The 19,017-nt window shown below is 56.8% G+C and carries 19 protein-coding genes, 3 tRNA genes and 2 pseudogenes; 13 read left to right on the top strand and 11 right to left on the bottom strand.

Translation table 11 applies throughout. From position 1 onward, the window contains the following. Nucleotides 1-163: 163 nt before the first annotated feature. From HY028_05470 to HY028_05480, 3 genes and pseudogenes are all read right to left on the bottom strand, one after another. On the bottom strand, nucleotides 164-844 hold the full coding sequence (locus tag HY028_05470) for a GDP-L-fucose synthase (GenBank protein ID MBI3344293.1): 681 nt from the start codon (nucleotides 842-844) through the stop codon (nucleotides 164-166). Nucleotides 845-886: 42 nt separating this feature from the next. Then, a pseudogene (locus HY028_05475) lies at nucleotides 887-1,217 on the bottom strand (transposase family protein). Further along, nucleotides 1,165-1,653 carry an elongation factor P gene (locus HY028_05480; protein ID MBI3344294.1) on the bottom strand — a complete coding sequence of 163 codons (489 nt, stop codon included), beginning with the start codon at nucleotides 1,651-1,653 and terminating at the stop codon, nucleotides 1,165-1,167. Before HY028_05480 ends, HY028_05475 begins: the two are co-directional and overlap by 53 nt. Before the next feature lie 162 nt (nucleotides 1,654-1,815). Here HY028_05480 and uvrC point away from each other — a divergent pair. From uvrC to HY028_05505, 5 genes and pseudogenes are all read left to right on the top strand, one after another. Next, nucleotides 1,816-3,672: pseudogene (gene uvrC / locus HY028_05485) on the top strand (excinuclease ABC subunit UvrC). Nucleotides 3,673-3,879: 207 nt separating this feature from the next. Then, complete coding sequence (gene pgsA, locus HY028_05490; GenBank protein ID MBI3344295.1) at nucleotides 3,880-4,431, top strand: CDP-diacylglycerol--glycerol-3-phosphate 3-phosphatidyltransferase; 552 nt, start codon at nucleotides 3,880-3,882, stop codon at nucleotides 4,429-4,431. A 54-nt stretch (nucleotides 4,432-4,485) separates the two neighbouring features. After that, a tRNA-Gly gene (locus HY028_05495) sits at nucleotides 4,486-4,560 on the top strand. A gap of 47 nt (nucleotides 4,561-4,607) precedes the next feature. Next, a tRNA-Cys gene (locus HY028_05500) sits at nucleotides 4,608-4,681 on the top strand. A 96-nt stretch (nucleotides 4,682-4,777) separates the two neighbouring features. Then, nucleotides 4,778-4,865: transfer RNA gene (locus tag HY028_05505), tRNA-Leu, on the top strand. A 162-nt stretch (nucleotides 4,866-5,027) separates the two neighbouring features. Here the strand turns inward: HY028_05505 and HY028_05510 are convergent. After that, nucleotides 5,028-5,696, bottom strand: coding sequence for an epoxyqueuosine reductase QueH (locus HY028_05510; protein ID MBI3344296.1), 669 nt, complete (start codon nucleotides 5,694-5,696; stop codon nucleotides 5,028-5,030). Nucleotides 5,697-5,748: 52 nt separating this feature from the next. On the opposite strand from HY028_05510, the gene HY028_05515 reads away from it, so the two are divergent. The 7 genes from HY028_05515 (at nucleotide 5,749) to HY028_05545 (ending at nucleotide 9,711) form a co-directional block, all read left to right on the top strand. Next, a complete protein-coding gene (locus HY028_05515; GenBank protein ID MBI3344297.1) occupies nucleotides 5,749-6,696 on the top strand; it encodes a hydrogen peroxide-inducible genes activator in 948 nt (315 codons plus the stop codon). Between the two features lie 141 nt (nucleotides 6,697-6,837). Beyond that, nucleotides 6,838-7,311: a rubrerythrin gene (locus tag HY028_05520; protein MBI3344298.1), complete on the top strand. Its 474-nt coding sequence runs from the start codon at nucleotides 6,838-6,840 to the stop codon at nucleotides 7,309-7,311. Between the two features lie 25 nt (nucleotides 7,312-7,336). Continuing rightward, on the top strand, nucleotides 7,337-7,513 hold the full coding sequence (locus HY028_05525) for a rubredoxin (protein MBI3344299.1): 177 nt from the start codon (nucleotides 7,337-7,339) through the stop codon (nucleotides 7,511-7,513). Nucleotides 7,514-7,588: 75 nt separating this feature from the next. Further along, the gene (locus HY028_05530; protein MBI3344300.1) at nucleotides 7,589-8,734 is read left to right on the top strand and encodes an FAD-dependent oxidoreductase; all 1,146 of its coding nucleotides are present in this window, start codon (nucleotides 7,589-7,591) and stop codon (nucleotides 8,732-8,734) included. A 76-nt stretch (nucleotides 8,735-8,810) separates the two neighbouring features. Further along, on the top strand, nucleotides 8,811-9,110 hold the full coding sequence (locus HY028_05535) for a hypothetical protein (protein ID MBI3344301.1): 300 nt from the start codon (nucleotides 8,811-8,813) through the stop codon (nucleotides 9,108-9,110). Next, nucleotides 9,111-9,305, top strand: coding sequence for a hypothetical protein (locus tag HY028_05540; GenBank protein ID MBI3344302.1), 195 nt, complete (start codon nucleotides 9,111-9,113; stop codon nucleotides 9,303-9,305). It abuts the gene before it with no gap. 163 nt (nucleotides 9,306-9,468) lie between these two features. Then, nucleotides 9,469-9,711, top strand: a complete 243-nt coding sequence (locus tag HY028_05545) for a hypothetical protein (GenBank protein ID MBI3344303.1) — start codon at nucleotides 9,469-9,471, stop codon at nucleotides 9,709-9,711. 32 nt (nucleotides 9,712-9,743) lie between these two features. On the opposite strand, the gene HY028_05550 is transcribed toward HY028_05545, so the two are convergent. Genes HY028_05550 through HY028_05580 form a run of 7 tightly spaced genes read right to left on the bottom strand, consistent with a single transcriptional unit; the run spans nucleotide 9,744 to nucleotide 15,748 of the window. Beyond that, nucleotides 9,744-10,520, bottom strand: coding sequence for a TatD family hydrolase (locus HY028_05550; GenBank protein MBI3344304.1), 777 nt, complete (start codon nucleotides 10,518-10,520; stop codon nucleotides 9,744-9,746). 6 nt (nucleotides 10,521-10,526) lie between these two features. Then, entirely contained in the window at nucleotides 10,527-10,889 is a 363-nt protein-coding gene (locus tag HY028_05555) for a PilZ domain-containing protein (protein MBI3344305.1), read from the bottom strand. Nucleotides 10,890-10,908: 19 nt separating this feature from the next. Further along, entirely contained in the window at nucleotides 10,909-11,931 is a 1,023-nt protein-coding gene (locus tag HY028_05560) for a DNA polymerase III subunit delta' (GenBank protein ID MBI3344306.1), read from the bottom strand. Between the two features lie 7 nt (nucleotides 11,932-11,938). Beyond that, nucleotides 11,939-12,562: a dTMP kinase gene (locus HY028_05565; protein ID MBI3344307.1), complete on the bottom strand. Its 624-nt coding sequence runs from the start codon at nucleotides 12,560-12,562 to the stop codon at nucleotides 11,939-11,941. After that, nucleotides 12,559-13,590, bottom strand: coding sequence for an endolytic transglycosylase MltG (gene mltG, locus HY028_05570; GenBank protein MBI3344308.1), 1,032 nt, complete (start codon nucleotides 13,588-13,590; stop codon nucleotides 12,559-12,561). Before mltG ends, HY028_05565 begins: the two co-directional genes overlap by 4 nt. Beyond that, nucleotides 13,590-14,414, bottom strand: coding sequence for an aminodeoxychorismate lyase (gene pabC, locus HY028_05575; protein ID MBI3344309.1), 825 nt, complete (start codon nucleotides 14,412-14,414; stop codon nucleotides 13,590-13,592). The genes mltG and pabC overlap by 1 nt, the downstream gene beginning before the upstream one ends. Beyond that, nucleotides 14,411-15,748 carry an aminodeoxychorismate synthase component I gene (locus HY028_05580; protein MBI3344310.1) on the bottom strand — a complete coding sequence of 446 codons (1,338 nt, stop codon included), beginning with the start codon at nucleotides 15,746-15,748 and terminating at the stop codon, nucleotides 14,411-14,413. The genes pabC and HY028_05580 overlap by 4 nt, the downstream gene beginning before the upstream one ends. Before the next feature lie 546 nt (nucleotides 15,749-16,294). Between HY028_05580 and HY028_05585 the strand changes: the two genes are divergently transcribed. Then, the coding region (locus HY028_05585) for a hypothetical protein (protein MBI3344311.1) at nucleotides 16,295-19,017 on the top strand (2,723 nt) is incomplete at its 3' end.

The following is a 19,017-nucleotide window of genomic DNA, read 5'->3' on the forward strand; positions in this document are numbered from 1 at the left end:
TGCTTACCCCGTCTGACGACATTCGAAGCTACCCTTATTCTATTATCGGATCGAAGGCAATTTTTCTTCCGTGCCTGTATGCTTCATCAAAAATTCGCAGTGTGGCCTCGGCACCCTATTCCTGCTATACCCTGCGCTTACTCGGATATCGAAAGCCGCCCAATCAGGCTGAATATGTTTTTGTCAGAAAATCCGAATACGCATTCTTGATTCCGTCAACCAATGCAATCCGTGCTTGCCAACCCAGTGAGGCCATGCGTGAAACATCCAGCAGCTTGCGCGGCGTTCCGTCGGGCTTTGAACTATCAAATTCAATCTCGCCTTCAAATCCGACGACTTGCATAACTGTCTCCGCCAACCCGCGAATCGTGACATCAGTTCCGGTGCCGACGTTGAAAATACCGTCCGAAATCCCTTGCTCCATCAGAAACACGCAGGCATCGGCCATGTCGTCCACATGTAAAAATTCCCGCATAGGCTTGCCGGAACCCCAAACCATGAGTTTCTTGTCCCCGCGCACCTTGGCCTCATGGGCCTTGCGAATCAACGCCGACAAAACATGGCTGTTGTTCAGGTCATAGTTATCATTTGGCCCATACAAGTTGGTCGGCATCACACTGATGTACTGAGTGCCATACTGGCGGTTGTAACTTTCGCAGAGCTTGATTCCCGCAATCTTTGCTATGGCATAGGGTTCGTTGGTCTCCTCCAGCGGCCCGGTGAGTAAATACTCTTCCTTGATGGGTTGCGGGCAATCTCGTGGATAAATACAACTGGAAGCGGTAAAAAGCATACGCTTTACTCCAGCTTGGTAAGCTGAACTAATTACATTGGCCTGAACCATAATGGTAATCCCCCCATTTTTAAGTGGTGCCTAAAGTAGAGTTCAGGCCACCAGGGCCAACTTCTGTTTTGGGGTGATGCCTCCCAGAGCCCTGTTCGGCCGTTCGTGATTGTAGGTCCAAAGCCAGCGGGTGGCAAACGCCTGCACCTCGGCGATGGAGTCAAAGTAGGTAATGCGCGAGCCAGTCGTAGCGCACAGTGCGGTTGTAGCGCTCGACATAGGCGTTTTGTTGGGGCTTGCCTGGCTGGATGTATTCGATGCGGATCGAGCGTCGCTGCGCCCAAGCCAGCAGGGCGCCACTGATGTATTCCGGGCCGTTGTCACAGCGGATCACCTTGGGGCATCCGCGCCACTCCATGATCTGTTCCAGGGTCCCTCTGACCTTTCACAACCGGGTCGGCCTCTATGATTTCGAGAACGACATTGGACGGCAGCTCGACCGAGATCAGCCTGTTGTCGTAGAGCTTGGCCTGTATCTCCGTGTTGGGGAGCAGGTATCCCATCTCTTTTTCGAGGAATCCGCGCGACACGCTCAAGGGTTCGTAGCTCTCGTTATCCAGAAATACCAGCGCGTCGCCGTCCTCGTAGGAATAGAGCATCTTGCGCGTTTCGAGTTCGACTTCGTCCACCTTGTCCTCAGCGCGGAATCGTTCGTTGAGTTTGGTGCCGGTCTCGATGTCTTTCATCTCCACCTGGGCAAAGGCCCCGCCCCGGCCGGTCTTGACGTGTTCTACCTTGATAACCCGCCAAAGCCGCTTCTGGTAGTTTAATAGCGTGTTGGGACGTATGGATGAGGCGCCGATTTTCATGCGCAGGCTCTTTTGATTGGAGTACGATGATTATAAACCGTGCCGTTAGGATTGAGCCATTACCAGTTGTCTTTCATGCCGAAAAGTCAGTTCTAAGATTAAAAATACATTATTAAATTCAATATATTATTAAACGTACTTAATGTGCATTATAATGTCAGGATGAAAAAAGCCAGCGCCCATTTCGATGCCAAGGGCTTTCTCAAAACCCTGACCGGCCGCCCCGGGGTCTACCGCATGCAGGACGCCAAGGGTGAAGTGCTTTATGTCGGCAAGGCGCGCAACCTCAAGAAGCGTGTGACGAGTTATTTTCGCTCATCCGGTGACTCCAAGACGCAGGCGATGGTCGCGCAGATCCGCGCTATCGAGGTGACAGTCACGCACACCGAGACCGAGGCGTTGATCCTGGAAAACACCCTGATTAAGGAGCTGCAACCCCGCTATAACGTACTGCTGCGCGATGACAAGAGTTATCCGTTTATTTATCTCTCCAGCGCTGATGACTTCCCGCGTTTGTCATTGCACCGCGGCGCCAAGCGGGCCAAAGGCCGTTACTTCGGTCCTTACCCCAGCGCGAGCGCGGCGCGCGAGAGCCTGCATCTGCTGCAAAAGGTGTTTCCCGTCCGCCAGTGCGAGGATGTCTTTTTCAAGAATCGCTCGCGTCCCTGTTTGCAGTACCAGATCAAACGCTGCACCGCGCCCTGCGTGGGGCTGGTGGACAAGGAGACCTATCAGCAGGACGTGCAGCATGCGGTGATGTTTCTGGAGGGAAAAAGCCACCAGCTCACCGATGATCTGGCCGCTCGCATGGAGTCCGCCGCAGCATAACTCGATTTCGAGCGCGCCGCCCACTACCGTGACCAGATCGCCATGCTGCGGAGGGTGCAGGAGCATCAATATGTCAGCGGCGAGAGGGGAGACCTCGATGTGATCGCCTGCGCAGTCCGCAATGGCGTGGCGTGCGTGCAGGTGTTTTATGTTCGCGCAGGACGTAACCTCGGCAACAAATCTTTTTTCCCGCGCGTACCCGCGGGCGCCGGCGCGGCTGAGGTGCTGAGCGCCTTTATTTCGCAATATTATCTGGCCGATCCCGCGCGGGACGGAGAGCCGGCCAACGTCAAAGAGATCCCCAGCGAGATTCTGATCAATCTCCCGCTGGATGAGCAGGGGCTGTTACAGCAAGGTCTGGCGGCTCAAGCGGGCCACAAGGTGACGATTACGCACGCGGTACGCGGCGAGCGGGCGCGCTGGGTGCAAATGGCGGTTGCCAACGCCGGGCATGCCTTGGCCTTTGAACTCTCTAACAAGGGCACAATCCGCCAGCGACTGGAGGAGTTGAAGGCCGCGTTGGATCTCGATGCGACGCCACAGCGGCTGGAATGCTTCGACATCAGTCATACCATGGGCGAGGCGACGGTAGCCTCCTGCGTGGTGTTTGACGGCAACGGCCCGCTGAAATCCGATTATCGCCGCTTTAACATCCAGGACATCACCCCAGGCGATGATTACGCCGCCCTGCGGCAGGCCCTGTCGCGACGCTATACACGGCTCCAGCAGGGCGAGGGCAAAATCCCCGATGTGCTGTTGATAGACGGCGGCAAGGGCCAGGTCGCCCAGGCGGAACAGGTGTTGGAGGAGTTACAGGTCACAGGCGTTACGCTAGCCGGTGTGGCCAAGGGGCCCGGGCGCAGGGCGGGGTTGGAGAGCCTGTTCTTGTCCGCCACCGGCGCGCCCGTTATACTGCCCGAGAACTCCCCGGCCTTGCACCTGATACAACAGATTCGAGACGAGGCCCACCGCTTCGCCATCACCGGCCACCGGCAACGCCGCGCCAAGGCCCGCACAACCTCCACGCTGGAGGGGATACCCGGCATGGGGCCACGCCGCCGCCAGATGTTGCTCAGCCATTTCGGCGGGCTGCACGAGGTGGCGCGGGCCGGGGTCGAGGATCTCACCCAGGTTCAGGGCATCAGCCGCGAAATCGCCCAGAGGATTTATGACAGCTTTCACAGCGACTAAGAACTTATCCATAAATAATTTACCGCAGAGGACGCAGAGGAATACCCTCAAGAAGGGTTTGTTTCTCCTTCGCGCCCTCTGCGGTGAAACCTTTTCACCGCAAGGGACACAGGGAAACTATTTATGGATATGCTCTAAATCGGTTCGTCACGAAACATGTTAGACAGCAGCCGTGAAAGGACAGAAGGCGCCCGACTCGTCTCGTTGATGGGCATTCCTAATCTGCTGACGCTGCTGCGTATCGGTCTGGTGCCGATCTTTGTGCTGGTCTTTTATCTGCCGTTTAAGTCCGCCCATATCGCCACGGCAGCGATATTCGCGCTCGCAGCCGTCACCGACTGGCTAGACGGGTTTCTGGCCCGTAAGCTCGGCCAGGTCTCCGCCTTGGGCGCCTTTCTCGACCCGGTCGCCGACAAACTGATGGTCGCCGTAGCCTTGGTCTTGCTGGTACAGACCCATCCCACCGCCTGGTTTGCGCTGCCTGCAGCGGTTATCGTAGGCCGCGAGATCATCATCTCCGGTCTTCGAGAATGGATGGCGGAGATCGGCAAACGCACCTCGGTGGCCGTGTCCATCATGGGCAAGTTCAAGACCGGCAGCCAAATGCTGGCCCTGATATTGTTACTGTACCGGGAGCCGGTTGCAGGCCTACCCATCACGGCAATAGGGTTTGCCCTGCTCTACCTCGCCGCAGGCCTTACCCTCTGGTCCATGGTCATCTATCTGCGCGCGGCATGGCCGGGTTTGGTCTCCAAGTAATCAAAATGTTGCGATAAGGTGGTACTCCCCGCTACAATAGCCGACTTCTGTGATGCGGGAATAGCTCAGCGGTAGAGCACAACCTTGCCAAGGTTGGGGTCGCGAGTTCGAATCTCGTTTCCCGCTCCATAAATAACTTTAAAGAGGGTGGCCGTAGCCCTGGCCTTACGAGTCACGGCTGGGTGGCAGAGTGGTTATGCAGCGGCCTGCAAAGCCGTGTACGTCGGTTCGATTCCGGCCCTAGCCTCCAATATAATCAAATAGTTACGTTGCTATTGTAATCTATTTTATAGATTATTGAGGAAGGCTCCTCTCTACTCTCTCAAGCAATCCCACCAACTCTCCCGCCCGGGTGGCGAAACTGGTAGACGCAAGGGACTTAAAATCCCTCGGCCTAAACAGCCATGCCGGTTCGAGTCCGGCCCCGGGCACCAACAGTCAACACTAACCTCACACGCATCACCTCAAATAAGGTGGTGGAGGATTCGTCCTGTCACTCATCATGTAGGTTCGAGTGCCGTGCCAAATCCTCTGCATGTCCGCCATTTCAAGAGACTCCTTTTCATGCTGCAACTAGCTTCTTTTGTCATAGCAGATTATCTTGATTCTTCTGTCTCATAGAATCTTATTCCAAATTTAATCTTCGGTTTACCCTGAGTTTTGCGATGCAGGTTGGTATCGCGCAGCGAGTAAATACAGCCGCAATATTCCTGTTGATAAAAATGTTCTGCTTTAGAGATTTCTATGGTGCGGGCGCTGCCACCGCCCTTGCGCCAGTTGAAGGTCCAGTAGGACAAATCTTCATGTCGTGCGGCGGCGCGTTCTCCGCTGTGGTTAATTTGGTCCATGTCCTTCCAGCGCGAGATACCCAGCGAGCTGGTGAAAATCTTGAACCCATGCTCGACGGCGTATAACGCGGAACGTTCAAAACGCATGTCGAAACACCGGGTGCAGCGTTCGCCGCGTTCGGGCTCATATTCCAGACCTTTAATGCGGGCAAACCAGTTGTCGGTGTCGTAATCGAGGTCCACAAACAGCACGCCCAGTTTCTCGGCGTAGCGCTTGTTTTCTGATTTTCGTAGCTCGTATTCGTGTTTTGGATGGATGTTGGGATTGTAAAACAGGATCGTGTAATCTATCCCGGAGCGTTTCATTTCGCTCATGATGTCGGCGGCGCACGGCGCGCAGCAGGAGTGTAGCAAGACCCGCTGCTCTCCATCGGGCAGCGGCAGGGAAGGGCGATCAGAATTCGTTGCCGGGTTCATGTTAAGCTCCATGTATGGATATTATAGCCTCGTTCAAATATAACACCAGACCATGACGCTCACTGAACTTCGCTACATCGTTGCGGTGGCGCGCGAGCGGCACTTTGGCCGCGCCGCGCAGGCATGTTTTGTCAGTCAGCCGACTTTAAGCGTGGCGATACGCAAGCTGGAAGAAGAGCTGGGGGTGGCGCTGTTTGAGCGCGGCACGAACGAGGTGACGCTCACCCCCGTCGGGGAGCGTATCGTCGCGCAGGCCCAACGTGTCCTGGAGCAGACCGCAGCCATCAGGGAGATCGCCCAAGAGGGAAAAGACCCGCTGGCGGGACCTCTGCGTCTCGGCGTTATCTACACCATAGGGCCTTACCTCTTGCCGCATTTGATACCGCTGTTGCACAAACGCGCGCCGCGCATGCCGTTGCTGATCGAAGAAAATTATACAGCACGGTTGAGTGAGTTATTGAAGGAAGGGGTGCTGGATGTGATTGTCATCTCATTGCCCTTTGATGAGCCAGGCGTGGTGACACAGGCGCTCTACGACGAGCCGTTTAAGGTGGTGCTGCCGTATAATCACGAGTGGAAAAAGCTGAAAGCGATCAAGGCCAAGGAACTGGCCAAGGAGAACCTGTTGCTGCTTGGCGCCGGGCATTGCTTTCGCGACCAGGTGTTGATGGTCTGCCCGGAGCTCAACCGCTCCAGTGCGGTGGGCAGCCTGCAGCGCACTCTGGAAGGCGGCTCATTGGAAACGATACGCCACATGGTCGCCTCCGGCGCGGGGATCACCGTGCTGCCTTGCACCTCGGTGCTTTCCCATCAGGCGGAAGACAAGCTCCTCGCGGTGCGTCCGTTTGCCGATCCCGTCCCCAAGCGGCGCATTGCACTGGCCTGGCGCAACAGTTTTCCCCGCCCCCAGGCGATTGCGACGCTGCGTGAGGCGTTGCATGCCTGTCCGTTACCGTGTGTGAACTTCCTCGACCTTGCTCCCGTCCAACCTAAAATCTGAATTGGCTGCAAGGTTTATATGATAGCTAAAAACTATCAATATATTAAATATAATCAATTAGATTTATTAACTACCAACCCCTATTATTCTCCCTGTATCACGAAGCAAGTGATGAATGTAACCTAACAGAGGAGATAGATTATGAAGACCAACGAGTCAATTACCGTTAAAAATATCGAGGCCGCCTTTGCCGGCGAATCAATGGCGCATATCAAGTATCTGTATTTCGCCGGGATCGCTCGCGCCGCGGGTGATGCGGAAACCGCCAAGGTCTTTGAAGAGACCGCGGCCCAGGAAGTCCAGCATGCCTTCGGCCACTTGGATCTGCTTTACCCAAAAACCGATATGAACGTGGCGCGTTGCTTGGAGATGGCTATCGAAGGTGAAACCTACGAGTATACCGAGATGTATCCCAACTTCCGGCACACGGCGATACAGGAAGGCAACGCGGCGGCGATAGCGGAGTACGACGAGCAGATCGCCGAGTCCAAGGAGCACGCCGAGCGGTTCAAGGCCACACTGGAAAAGGCCGCCAAGCGTTTCGCGGCGCTCGCCAAGGTTGAGGAGCGTCACGCCAACACCTATCGCGCGACGCTTGCCAAGGTAGCGGCTTAACTCAGGTCAATATAAGGAGATGACGATGAAGAAATGGCAATGTGTAGTCTGCGGTTTTATCTATGACGAAGTAGCCGGCTTGCCGGAAGAAGGCATCACCCCCGGCACCCGCTGGGAGAGTATCCCGGATGACTGGGCGTGCCCCGACTGCGGAGTGGCCAAGGCCGACTTCGAAATGGTAGCCATCGCGGATGTCGCGTAACAGCAGCTTGGAGTAGGGGAGGGCTAGACCTCCCCTTACTCTTTTTAACCCCGACTATCACCGGAAAATAACAACATGAATCCGATCACCATCATAGGCAGCGGACTTGCGGGCTACACGCTTGCCCGGGAGTTCAGGAAGCTCGATAAAGATACCCCACTCGCCATCATCACCGCCGACGATGGACGCTTCTATTCCAAGCCGATGCTCTCCAACGCCTTTGTCAGCGGCAAGACGGCGGAACAGCTCGCCATGAACAGCGCGGTGCAGATGGCCGCTCAACTTAACGCAACCATCCTGTCTAACAAGCGCGTCAGCGCCATGGATACTGCGCAACGCACGATTGTCTTGGATGGAGAGACGTTGCAGTATTCCAAACTCATGCTTGCGCTGGGCGCCGACCCCATTCGCGCGGAATTGAAAGGCGATGCCGCCGATCAGGTGTTGTCGGTGAATGATCTGCAGGATTACGCGTATTTTCGTCGGGCGCTGACAGGCGCTAAAAACGTCGCCATCATCGGCGCCGGACTGATTGGATGCGAGTTTGCCAACGATTTGGTGACCGGCGGCTACCATGTGGAGGTTATTGATCCCGGCACTCTGCCGCTGAGGCGTTTGCTGCCCCAGGCTGTGTCCGAGGCTATGCGCGACGGTCTTTCCAAAATGGGTGTGGCCTGGCACTTCGGCAAAGGCGCCGTGGCCGTCAATCGCGCGGGCCAAGGTTATGATATCGAATTGTCCGATGGCGGCAAGCTGCATGCCGACGTCGTCCTCTCGGCTATTGGCTTGAGGCCACGCACCTCACTGGCGCAAGCGGCCGGGATCAAGGTCAACCGCGGAATAGTTACCGGCCGCATGCTAAAAACCAGCGCCGAGAATGTCTATGCGTTAGGAGATTGCGCAGAAGTGGAGGGATTGGTGCTGCCGTTCGTCATGCCCATCATGCACGCGGCACGCGCGCTCGCCAAGACCTTGAGCGGTGAAGTTACTCAAGTCATCTATCCCGCCATGCCGGTCGTCATCAAGACACCCGCTTGCCCGGTCGTGGTGTCGCCACCTCCGGCGAACACGCCGTGTGAATGGCAAATCACCAAGACAGAGGAGGGCGTCAAGGCCCTGTGCCAAGATGCGACAGGCAAGCTGCTCGGCTTTGCCTTGGCAGGAAAAGCGACCACTGAGAAGATGGCTTTGACCTCACAGCTACCCTCCCTACTGGCCTAGGACATAGGCTTGACGAGACTTGGTTTTCAGGTAATATGATAATGTTAATGTCATTAACATATGTGAGGATAACGCTATGTCGAGCACCGAAAGATTAGTCGTCCTGCTGACCCGCAAGGAAAAGGCCTCTATTGCCGCAAAGGCAAAGAGCGCCAAGCTCACAATGGGTGAATTCGTACGCCGCGCCACCGGGACGTACGACCCCAGCGAAGACGGTTCATTGCTGGAAGGGCTCATCACCCAGGTTGAAAAATCCACGGCACAGGCCAACAAAGCCCTTGATGGGGCGCTAAAGGCTATCGCCGAATCAAACAAAAGAATCGCAGGCCGGCAGCAAGTAGCCCGTGCCAAGCGTACCGTGAAAAAGGCCGCCTAGATGGCGATCAGCGACAAGCTTTGGAACGCCCTAACCACTGTTATAAAGATGAACGACAAGGTTGTCGGGTTGGCAGAGCAGGTTAAGGGGCAACAATTGAAGATCGAAGACCTCACCGCCCGCGTAATACGTCTTGAGACGGCACTGGAAATCGCAATTGCCGCACAAGGCCGGAGATTGGTTGAAAAAAGATAGATAGCCTGTACGAGGGCCTATGCCGCATTTCTCGTTCGCTGATTTAACATAATATAGATTATACGAACTATAGACAGGCCGCTTCCTAGGGTGCGTTGAGAAGTAACACGGTATAGCTCAACTACCTTGATCTATTGCTATACTGGAAATTAAGGAGCTGACTATGACCGAAAACATCGAAAATCTGATTTTAGAGCACCTTCGAGCTATCCGTAACGACGTGGGCCCACTGTCATCAAAAATTGACAGTCTTACGCTGCGAGTCGGATCATTAGAGGAGCATGTAGCCGGATTGCGTCGTGATATAGCCTTAATCCACAATGACATCGCAAACACACACCAAAGGTTAGACCACCATGAGCAACGGTTAGACCGCATCGAGAAACGGCTTGCTCTGGCTAGTTAAGTTAAATATATATTATTAATTAAATCAGTTATTTATTTAATTATTTTAAATAACTTTATAAAATTACTGGTGGTAGCCGCCGCTACCTCATCCACTGACAAATTACGCAGTTTGGCAATCTGTGCGGCTACAAAACGCACATAAGCGGGTTGATTGGTCCTGCCGCGAAACGGAATCGGCGCGAGGTAGGGAGAGTCGGTTTCTATCAGGAGACGATCCAAAGGCACACGCGCGGCGACGTCGTGCAGAACCGTTGCTTTGGGGAAGGTCACGATGCCGGAAAATGAGATGTAGAAATTAAGGTCCAGCGCCTGACGAGCGGTTTCCCAGTCTTCAGTGAAGCAGTGCATCACCCCGCCAATCTCATGGGCGCCCTCCTCCTTCATGATTTTCAAGGTGTCTTCCTTGGCCTCACGGGTATGGATGATGAGAGGTTTGCCGCATTGTTTAGCGGCGCGGATGTGGGTGCGAAAACGTTCATGCTGCCAGGTGAGATCGCCCTTGCAGTGGAAATAATCGAGGCCGGTCTCGCCGATGGCGACAATGCGTGGATCTTGCGCGAGATGGACTAATTCTGCGACGCTGGGTTCGCAGCAATCTTGATCCGTCGGATGCACGCCGACCGAGGCATAGACGTTATCGAAGCGCTGTGCGAGATCGAGTACGCCGGGAAAATTTTCCAGGTTGATGCACACGCAGAGCATGTGCGTGACTCCCGCGCGGCCGGCGCTTCCAATCGCGCCGCTGATGTCACCATTATAAGCGGTAAGATCGAGGCGGTCGAGATGACAGTGGGAGTCAACCAGCATTGAATATTACATCGTGAGGGTTTCGCGTTCGCCCTGCAGCATACCCGCGAGATGGCCTTCGATCTTGTTACGCGCAGCGCCGCCGTCCAAATCGCTGAACTGGACTCCGATACCGGCCTGACGCCCGCCTTGGGCGCCCCTTGGGGTGACCCAAACCACCCGGCCGGCAATGGGGAATTTCTCCGGTTCGTTCATAAGGGAAAGCAGCAGAAAGATCTCGTCGCCCAGTTGATAAGCCTTGTTGGTGGCGATGAACAGCCCGCCGTGTTTGACGAAGGGCATATAGGCGCTGTACAGGGCGGCCTTGTCCTTGAGGGTGACGGATACTATGCCCTGACGGGCGGGCATTGCCGTAGTTTGATCTGCCATGTAGGTAATCTCCTCTTGTCTAAGCGGAAGCAACAACCGTACCGGTTATATTCAGCCAGGATATTAGCACATCCTCCAATAAAAACTGGGGGTTGAGGGGGCGGCTGCTGAGCAGTAAGGCGCCCTGCACCTGATCCAGCAACCGGTATAGTGACTTGAGATCAAGCTGCGCGGCAATCCGCTTGAGGCGCTGTGCAAGATCCGGGTTGGCGAGATAAGGCGGTTCCACAGCATGACGCAGCCTTATCATGTCGCCGGTCCAGGACAACAACTGACTCAAGATTTCCGCCCCGGGCTGTTGTGACCACGCGGCGGCGACGGCCACCGGGTCGGCCTGTTGTTGCAGCAGGCGTTCCAGATCCGCAAGCAGGGCCAGTCTGTGTTTAAGCACGTCGCTCGCGGCAAGCGCCAGCGCAGTGAGTGGCGCACCGTGTGCGACGTCGAGCAATTCAGATGCATTTGCCGGTGGGCTTAATTGCGCGCTGAGCCAAGCGAGCGCCACGTCGCGCGGCGGTATTTCGAAGTGCAGGTTCTGGCAGCGGCTGCGGATCGTCGGCAGCAACAGCGCGGGAGTGTGACTGATGAGTATCAGCAGCGTTTGCGGAGGCGGTTCTTCGAGTGTCTTGAGCAGGCTGTTGGCGGCGGCGGCGTTAATCTGCTCGGCCGGGCTGATGAACGCAATCTTATAACCTCCGCCATGACTCTTGAGGGTCATCACGCGATTAAGCTCACGCACCTGGTCTATCTTGATGGGTTTGTCGCCGCCCTCCTCCGGCAATATCTGGAAAAAGTCGGGATTGTTGCCCGCGAGATACAACAAACAGTTACGGCATCGGCCGCATGGCCGGCTTTCTGAGTCAGGCTGCGTACACAGCAGGGACTGGGCAAAGACGTGCGCCAGATGCGATTTTCCGAGCCCGGTAGCGCCTTGGAAAAGCAGGGCGTGCGGCAGACGCCGGGCGTTGCGAAGAGTCTGTAGACGTTTCCAGAGAGGACGTTGCCAAGGATAAATATCCCGCTCGGATTGGGTCGAAGTTACCATGGTATTGTCATGATAATAATTTATCCATGGCCCGCTTGATCTGATGCTGCACCTGCGCGAGTTCACCGGAGGCGTCTATGATACGAAATCGTTGCGGATGCCGGTGCGCCTGGTCGAGATAAGCAGCCCGCACCCGTTCGAAAAACGCCGGATCCTCGCTCTCGAAGCGGTCGCGTGCGCTGCGTTGCGCGGCCCGTTCCAAGCCGAGCCGCACCGGGATATCCAGCAGCAAGACGATATCGGGACGCAGCTCGCCTTGCAGCCATTGCTCCAGAATCTCGATACGTTCGTGCGGGAGGCCCCGCCCGCCGCCTTGATAGGCATAGGTGGCTTCGGTGAATCGGTCGCACAGCACCCACTGCCCGCCGGCGAGCGCGGGACGGATTACCCGGGCAAGGTGCTCGGCGCGCGCGGCGAACATGAGCAGGGTCTCCGTCTCAACCGCCACGCCCTCCTGCCGATGCGCGAGCAGCAGGTCGCGGATCTCTTCGGACAAACCCGTGCCGCCGGGTTCGCGGGTGACGATGACCTGTTTGCCCGCATGGGTGAGCGTGTCACGAATATAGCCGATGCAGGTGCTCTTGCCCGCGCCTTCCACGCCTTCTATGGTGATAAAGCGGCCACGGCTCATGGTGTGTGCGGTTCCTGTTTGTGCGGATTCACCTGATACTTTTGTACCGCCTTGTTATGTTCTTCGAGGGTCTCCGAAAACGTGTGACTGCCGTCTCCGCGTGCGACAAAAAAGAGCGATTTTCCGCTTTCGGGATGCAGTACCGCATGAATAGAGGCGGCGCCCGGCAACGCGATGGGTGTGGGCGGCAGGCCGGCGCGCGTATAGGTGTTGTAAGGATTGTCGCGCTCCAGGTCGCGGCGGCGTAGATTGCCATCGAAATGGCTACCCAAGCCATAGATAACCGTAGGGTCGGTCTGTAATTTCATACCCGCCTGTAGACGCCGCAGAAATACTCCCGCGATAGCGGGGCGTTCGCTAGGCACGGCAGTTTCCCTCTCCACGATTGAGGCCAGGATCAAAGCCTCATAAGGTGTCTTGAGCGGAAGATTTGGATCGCGGTTGGCCCATTCTTTGTTCAGATACTCTTGCATCGCATGATAGGCGCGCTGGTAAAAATCGGAATCCGTGGCGCCCTTGGGAAAGTGATAGCTATCGGGATAAAAACGCCCCTCCGGGTGTTCACCGTTCCGTCCCAGGCGCTCCATAAGTTGCTGGTCGCTGAGTCCCGCGAGCGTCTGTTGCAAGGCCGGATGGCGCTGCACGGCCTCGCGGAATTGTTTGAAGGTCCATCCCTCCACAACCGTGAGCGAGTATTCCACAACCCGGCCCGCCACAAATTGGTCCAGCAACTCCAGCGGCGTCGTACCGGGAGTGATTTCATATTCGCCCATCTTGATCTGTTGCGCCCTCCCCTGCCACTGCGCCAGCCAGACCAGATAGTAAGGGTGCTGCAAGATACCGCGCTGGTGCAGGTCACTCGCGACGCCTTTCAGGCTGGTTCCGGCCTTGATTTCATAATGGAGGGGGCTGGCGCCTATGGCAAGCGGTGTATAGATAAAGTGCCGATATTCGATCACCATACCCGCCGCCAGCAGGGTAATGACGATGATGAGCAGCCCCAATGATCTTATAAAAAACTTTAACATTATACGCTATCACTTTGTATATGCTCATAAATTAGTGCTGTTATCGGTCCTGGTTTCAGCACTGCGCCGGCGATCTCGCGGATCGGCCATACGCGTATCAAACTATTACACAAAAAGCTCTCTTCCGCGGCTTGCACTTCGGCGAGTGTGAGGCGGGTGACGGTGCAAGGGATGGATAGCTTAGCCGCGATCTCGATGATACACGCACGCATGATGCCGGCCACACCGCTTGATGACAAATCAGGGGTGAGCAGCCGTCCCTCGTTCACGATGAAGAGATTACTCTGGGTGGCCTCGATAACGCTCCCTGTCTGATCCAACATCAGACCTTCGGGAATATCCGGGTCGTCCCACTCGTTGCGCGCCAGCACCTGTTCGAGCCGGTTAAGGTGCTTGATGCCGGCAAGCGACGGGTTGAGGCCCAAAGGTGTTTGGCAAATGCGCACGCGCACGCCTTCTTGCCAAAAGCGCTGAGGCCATTCAGGCCAGGGGTAACGCGCCACGATGCGGGTGGCGGGTGAGGCGTGAGGGGTGAGGGGTGAGGGGCGATAACCGCGACGGCCTGCGCCGCGTGTAATAATAATTTTGAGCACGGCTTGCTCAGCGCCATCACACACTTGTTGAGCTTCCGCGCGTAATAACGGGTAATCCGGCTGCGGGATGCCGAGCTTACTGCAACCCGAATTGAGCCGCAGCATGTGTCTGTCCCACAACAGCGGCACCCCGTTTTTCACCGCAATCGTCTCAAACAGGCCATCGCCATAGTGCAGACCGCGATCCTGTGCGCTGATCTGGTCTGTGGCTTTGCCGTTAACGAGCATCATGCTGCGGCTCCCAACGCTCGCAGCAGTCCGCGCGCCTTGGCGCGCGTCTCCTCCAGCTCGCGTTCTGGAATGGAATCCGCGACGATGCCCGCGCCTGCGCGCAGGCTGATCTGCTTGTCTTGTTTAACCAGCGTTCGGATCAGGATATTCAAATCCATACTGCCGTCGCGATTGAGATAGCCCATGGCGCCCGTGTAAGGGCCGCGTGCGGTCTGCTCCAGCTCGGCGATGATCTCCATACAGCGTACCTTCGGGCATCCGGTGATGGTGCCGCCCGGAAAAACGGCGCGGATCACCTGGCCGGGCGTGACGCCGGGCCGCAATCTCCCTGACACACTGGATACGATGTGATGCACATGGGCGTAACTCTCCGTCGTCATCAGCTCCTCCACGCGCACGCTGCCCGGCACGCACACCCTGCCCAGATCATTGCGTTCGAGATCAATCAGCATAATATGCTCCGCGCGTTCTTTGGGATGGGCTAACAGAGTCTGAATATCCGCCGCATCGGCGCCGTGATTCTCGCGCCTGGGCCGCGTGCCGGCTATCGGGCGGGTTGCTACGTAATCGCCTCGCACGCAGACTAGCCGCTCCGGAGAAGAGCTGATAATAGCGCTATCACCGTACACGGCCAAACCGGCAAACGGCGCCGGATTAGCTTCGCGTAAACGTTGATACACATCCGCTGCTGAGACAACTTGATGCAATTCACCACGCCATGCACGCGAGAGATTCACCTGAAACACATCGCCCTCGCGGATATAGCGCAAAATGCGCTGTACGCCGTTAAGAAAATCTTGTGGCGGCTCTTCCTGTAGCATCGTCTTGACCAAAGCAGGCTGACTTATGGTTGGCTTGCTCAGAGTTTGGACATCTGCTGTTATCGCTTCCAGCAGCTCAGGCCGCTCCGAGATGATGAAGGTTTTTTGCGCTACATGGTCGCGGATCACCGCCGCCGGAATGCGGGTGGCAAAGGCGATGGGTAGCGAGCTATTTGTGGCGGACAAGCGCAAGCTAGGCTCGATCTGCTCAGCCAGTTCATAGCCTAAATAGATAAACCACCCGCCCTGGAAGGGAAAATCACCCAGAGGGGCTATGGCGGTACGCTGCTCAGTCCACCAGCGGTCGAGGCGCCCTAAGAAATCCGCTTCACGCGGATCGTTAAGTGTCAGTGTCTCGCCGGGAAACGCGAACAGGATGTCATAACGCGCGCTCGATGTGCCGTGGACAACACTTTCCAGCAGATAGGGATAACGCGCCGGATTCAGCCGATGCAGCCCCAATAGATCAAACCACCCGGAAGGCAGTGTAGTAGTGAAGGGTGAATAAGTCATTTTGAAAAGCGACCCAGCGCGAGGAATTCAGATTTTGTCACATATGGAGTACTTCGTGAGAATTTTCGGGTAGCCGAAGGCCGGGGGATTTTATGAGAACGACGCGGGGATTTTAGCCGCCCCACCCCCCGTTCATAAAAATTTCATCTTGGCAGAGGATCTCAGACCCTTGCGCATAACGCTAATACCGATCAAATACTTAGCCCCCTCACTTAAATTCACTTCTCAACAAACTGGCAAGCCCGTCCGAAAAATCCCTCTTGACAATGCACAATCTCTTTGTGAAAGTCAGCATCAGGGAGACATGCCGTTTTAACATGTAGGGCCGAATTCATTCGCTCTGGGTTTATCCCCTCTCCCTCCGGGAGAGGGTAGGGTGAGGGGTAGGGCCGAATTCATTCGGCCATGAGCCAAGCGGCACAGCAGGGTGCGTTACACGCACCACTGTCTCGAACAGCCGAAGACATATCGAAAGGGGGATCGCATGCTGCAAAACACCACAACAACCCTAACGTCGGGGGGGGGGGGGGGGGGGGCCCCCCAGCCATGTCTAAGCCCCGCAGAGCACTGCATTTCCTGAGACCCCTTCTCTGTCTGTTACTGATCAGCAGCTCACTATTCACCAGTCCCAGCGTTTTCGCCCACCGCCAGATCTACACCGACCTTTTCAATCTTGGCGCCACACCCCCCACTCAATCCCAAAAGACCGTCAGCGTCGCCAACCTCAGCGGCAGCTTCATCCTCACCCTCCAAAACGGCGCCACCAACGGCGGCCAACGCATCAGCAGCGGCTCCGTCGAATTAAACGGCACGGTCATCCTCGGCCCCACCCAACTGACCTCCCAGGCCGGCGCCCTGCAAGTAGCCGTGACACTACAGGCCAGCAACACCCTCAAGGTCACCCTAAACAGTGGCGCGAGCAACGCCTTTGTAATCATCAGCCTGCTCCAGCACCTTACCGACACCACACCGCCCACTCTCACCCTCACCCAGCCCAGCAGCGGACAGGTATTCACCACCTCACCCATCACCGTCAGCGGCGCCGCCACCGACAACCTCTCCGGCATCAAGGACCTCTGGGTCAACGGCGTCCTCACCCCGCTCGTCAATGGCGCCTTCACCACCTCGCTCAGCTTGACCACTGCCTCGACGCGGGTCTCCCTCTACGCCAAGGACTATGAAGGCAACCTGGGCACCACCTACACCGACGTATTCCTCGACAGTGTACCGCCCACCATTAACATCCAAAGCCCCGCCGACGGGGCCATCGTCACCACCTCCACACTCTCCGTCAGCGCCGTCGCCTACGACGATGTAGGCTTCCCCAGCGTCACCCTCAACGGCCAACCCGCCGTGCGCGATGGAGACCTCGTCTCCGCCACCGTGACCCTGACCCCTGGGGCAAATACGATTACCCTCATTGCTACCGATGGGGTGGGGAGACAGACTACGGTTACTCGCACGGTGACCTACGATGCCGGCCCGCAACCGCCACCCGATCCTGCGACGGTAGCCCCGCCGGTGGATGCCACTGTGGCCAGCATCCTCTCCGAGACCACAAAATTTCTCTACAGCGGCAGCAGCCCCATCCAAACCGGTGTCGCACAAGGCGCCATACAGCCGTTGCGTGCCGCCGTGCTGCGTGGCAAAGTGCTCAACCGTGACAACACCCCCTTGTCAGGGGTGAAGATCACCGTCTTCAACCATCCCGAACTGGGCCAGACCTTAAGCCGCACCGATGGCATGTTTGACCTCGCCGTCAATGGCGGCGGACTCGTCACCCTCAACTACGAAAAGACCGGCTACCTGCCGGTACAGCGCCAGACCAACACCCCATGGCAGGACTACGTCGTCCTGGACGACGTAGTGATGATCCCCTTGGATAGCCAAGTCACGCCCATAAACTTAAGCGCCACCACACCCATCCAGGTCGCCCAAGGCAGCCCCGTCACCGACAGCAGCGGCATGCGCCGCGCCACCCTGCTGTTTAGCCAAGGCACCACCGCCACCACCGCCGGCGGCACAGTACTCACCAACCTCAACATCCGCGCCACCGAATACACCGTCGGCGCCAACGGCCCCAAGACCATGCCCGGCCCGCTGCCGCCCAGCAGCGGCTACACCTACGCCGTCGAACTCACCGCCGACGAAGCCTTAGGCCAAAGCATCACCTTCAGCAAACCGGTCTACACCTACGTCGAGAATTTCCTGAATTTCCCCATCGGCGGCATCGTGCCGGTCGGCTACTACGACAGAACCAAGGCCGCCTGGATTCCCTCCGCCAACGGCAAGGTCATCAAGATACTCAGCATCACCGCAGGGATGGCCGATCTCGACACGAATGGCGATGGTCTCCCCGATGATGCCGCCACCCTCACCGCCCTGGGCGTCACCGACGCCGAGCGCCAGAAGCTCGCTACTCTCTATCTCCCCAATCAAAGCCTGTGGCGGGTACCGATCACCCACTTCAGCCCTTGGGATTGCAACTGGCCGTACGGCCCACCGCCGGATGCGCGTGCGCCACAGTCTAAGCTCAAAAAAATCAAGGAGGACTGTCCTGATAAAAAGCAGGGCTCGATTATCGAGTGCCAGAACCAGACTCTAGGCGAACGGGTAGCCATCACCGCCATCCCCTACACCCTCAACTACCGCAGTGATCGGGTACCCGGCCGCAAAACAGAATACAGTTTGGACATTCCACTCAGCGGTGCCAGCATTCCTGGGAGCCTGAAACGCATTGATCTGGAAATCGAGGTTGCGGGCAGGCAATTTACCCAAAGCTTCACCGCCGCGCCCAATCAAAAATACAGCTTCACCTGGGACGGCAAAGACGCTTACGGCCGTACTCTGCAAGGGGATCAGCCGGCATTAGTGCGTATCGGCTATGTCTATGACGCGGTGTATCAGTCGCCAGCACAGCTTGTCCAAAGTTTTGCGGCCTTTTCAGGAATACCCATTACCGTCAGTCGTGCCCGTCAAGAAATTACGTTATGGCAAGCATCTCAATCCACACTCGGCGTGTGGAACGGCGCGAGACGTTCTGGCATTGGTGGCTGGAGTCTGGATAACCATCATGCCTACGATCCCACCGGCAGGGTGCTGTATCTAGGCAGCGGCGAGCGGCGCTCCGCAATAACCTCAAGTATCATCACCACCGTGGCGGGGAACGGCACAGGTGTATTTTCTGGTGACGACGGCCCCGCCGTGCAGGCCGGTCTTGCCAGTTCGGTAGCAGTCGCTGTGGCGGCGGATGGCAGCGTCTACATTGC

The organism is Gammaproteobacteria bacterium, from assembly GCA_016195665.1.
GTDB lineage: Bacteria > Pseudomonadota > Gammaproteobacteria > SURF-13 > SURF-13 > JACPZD01.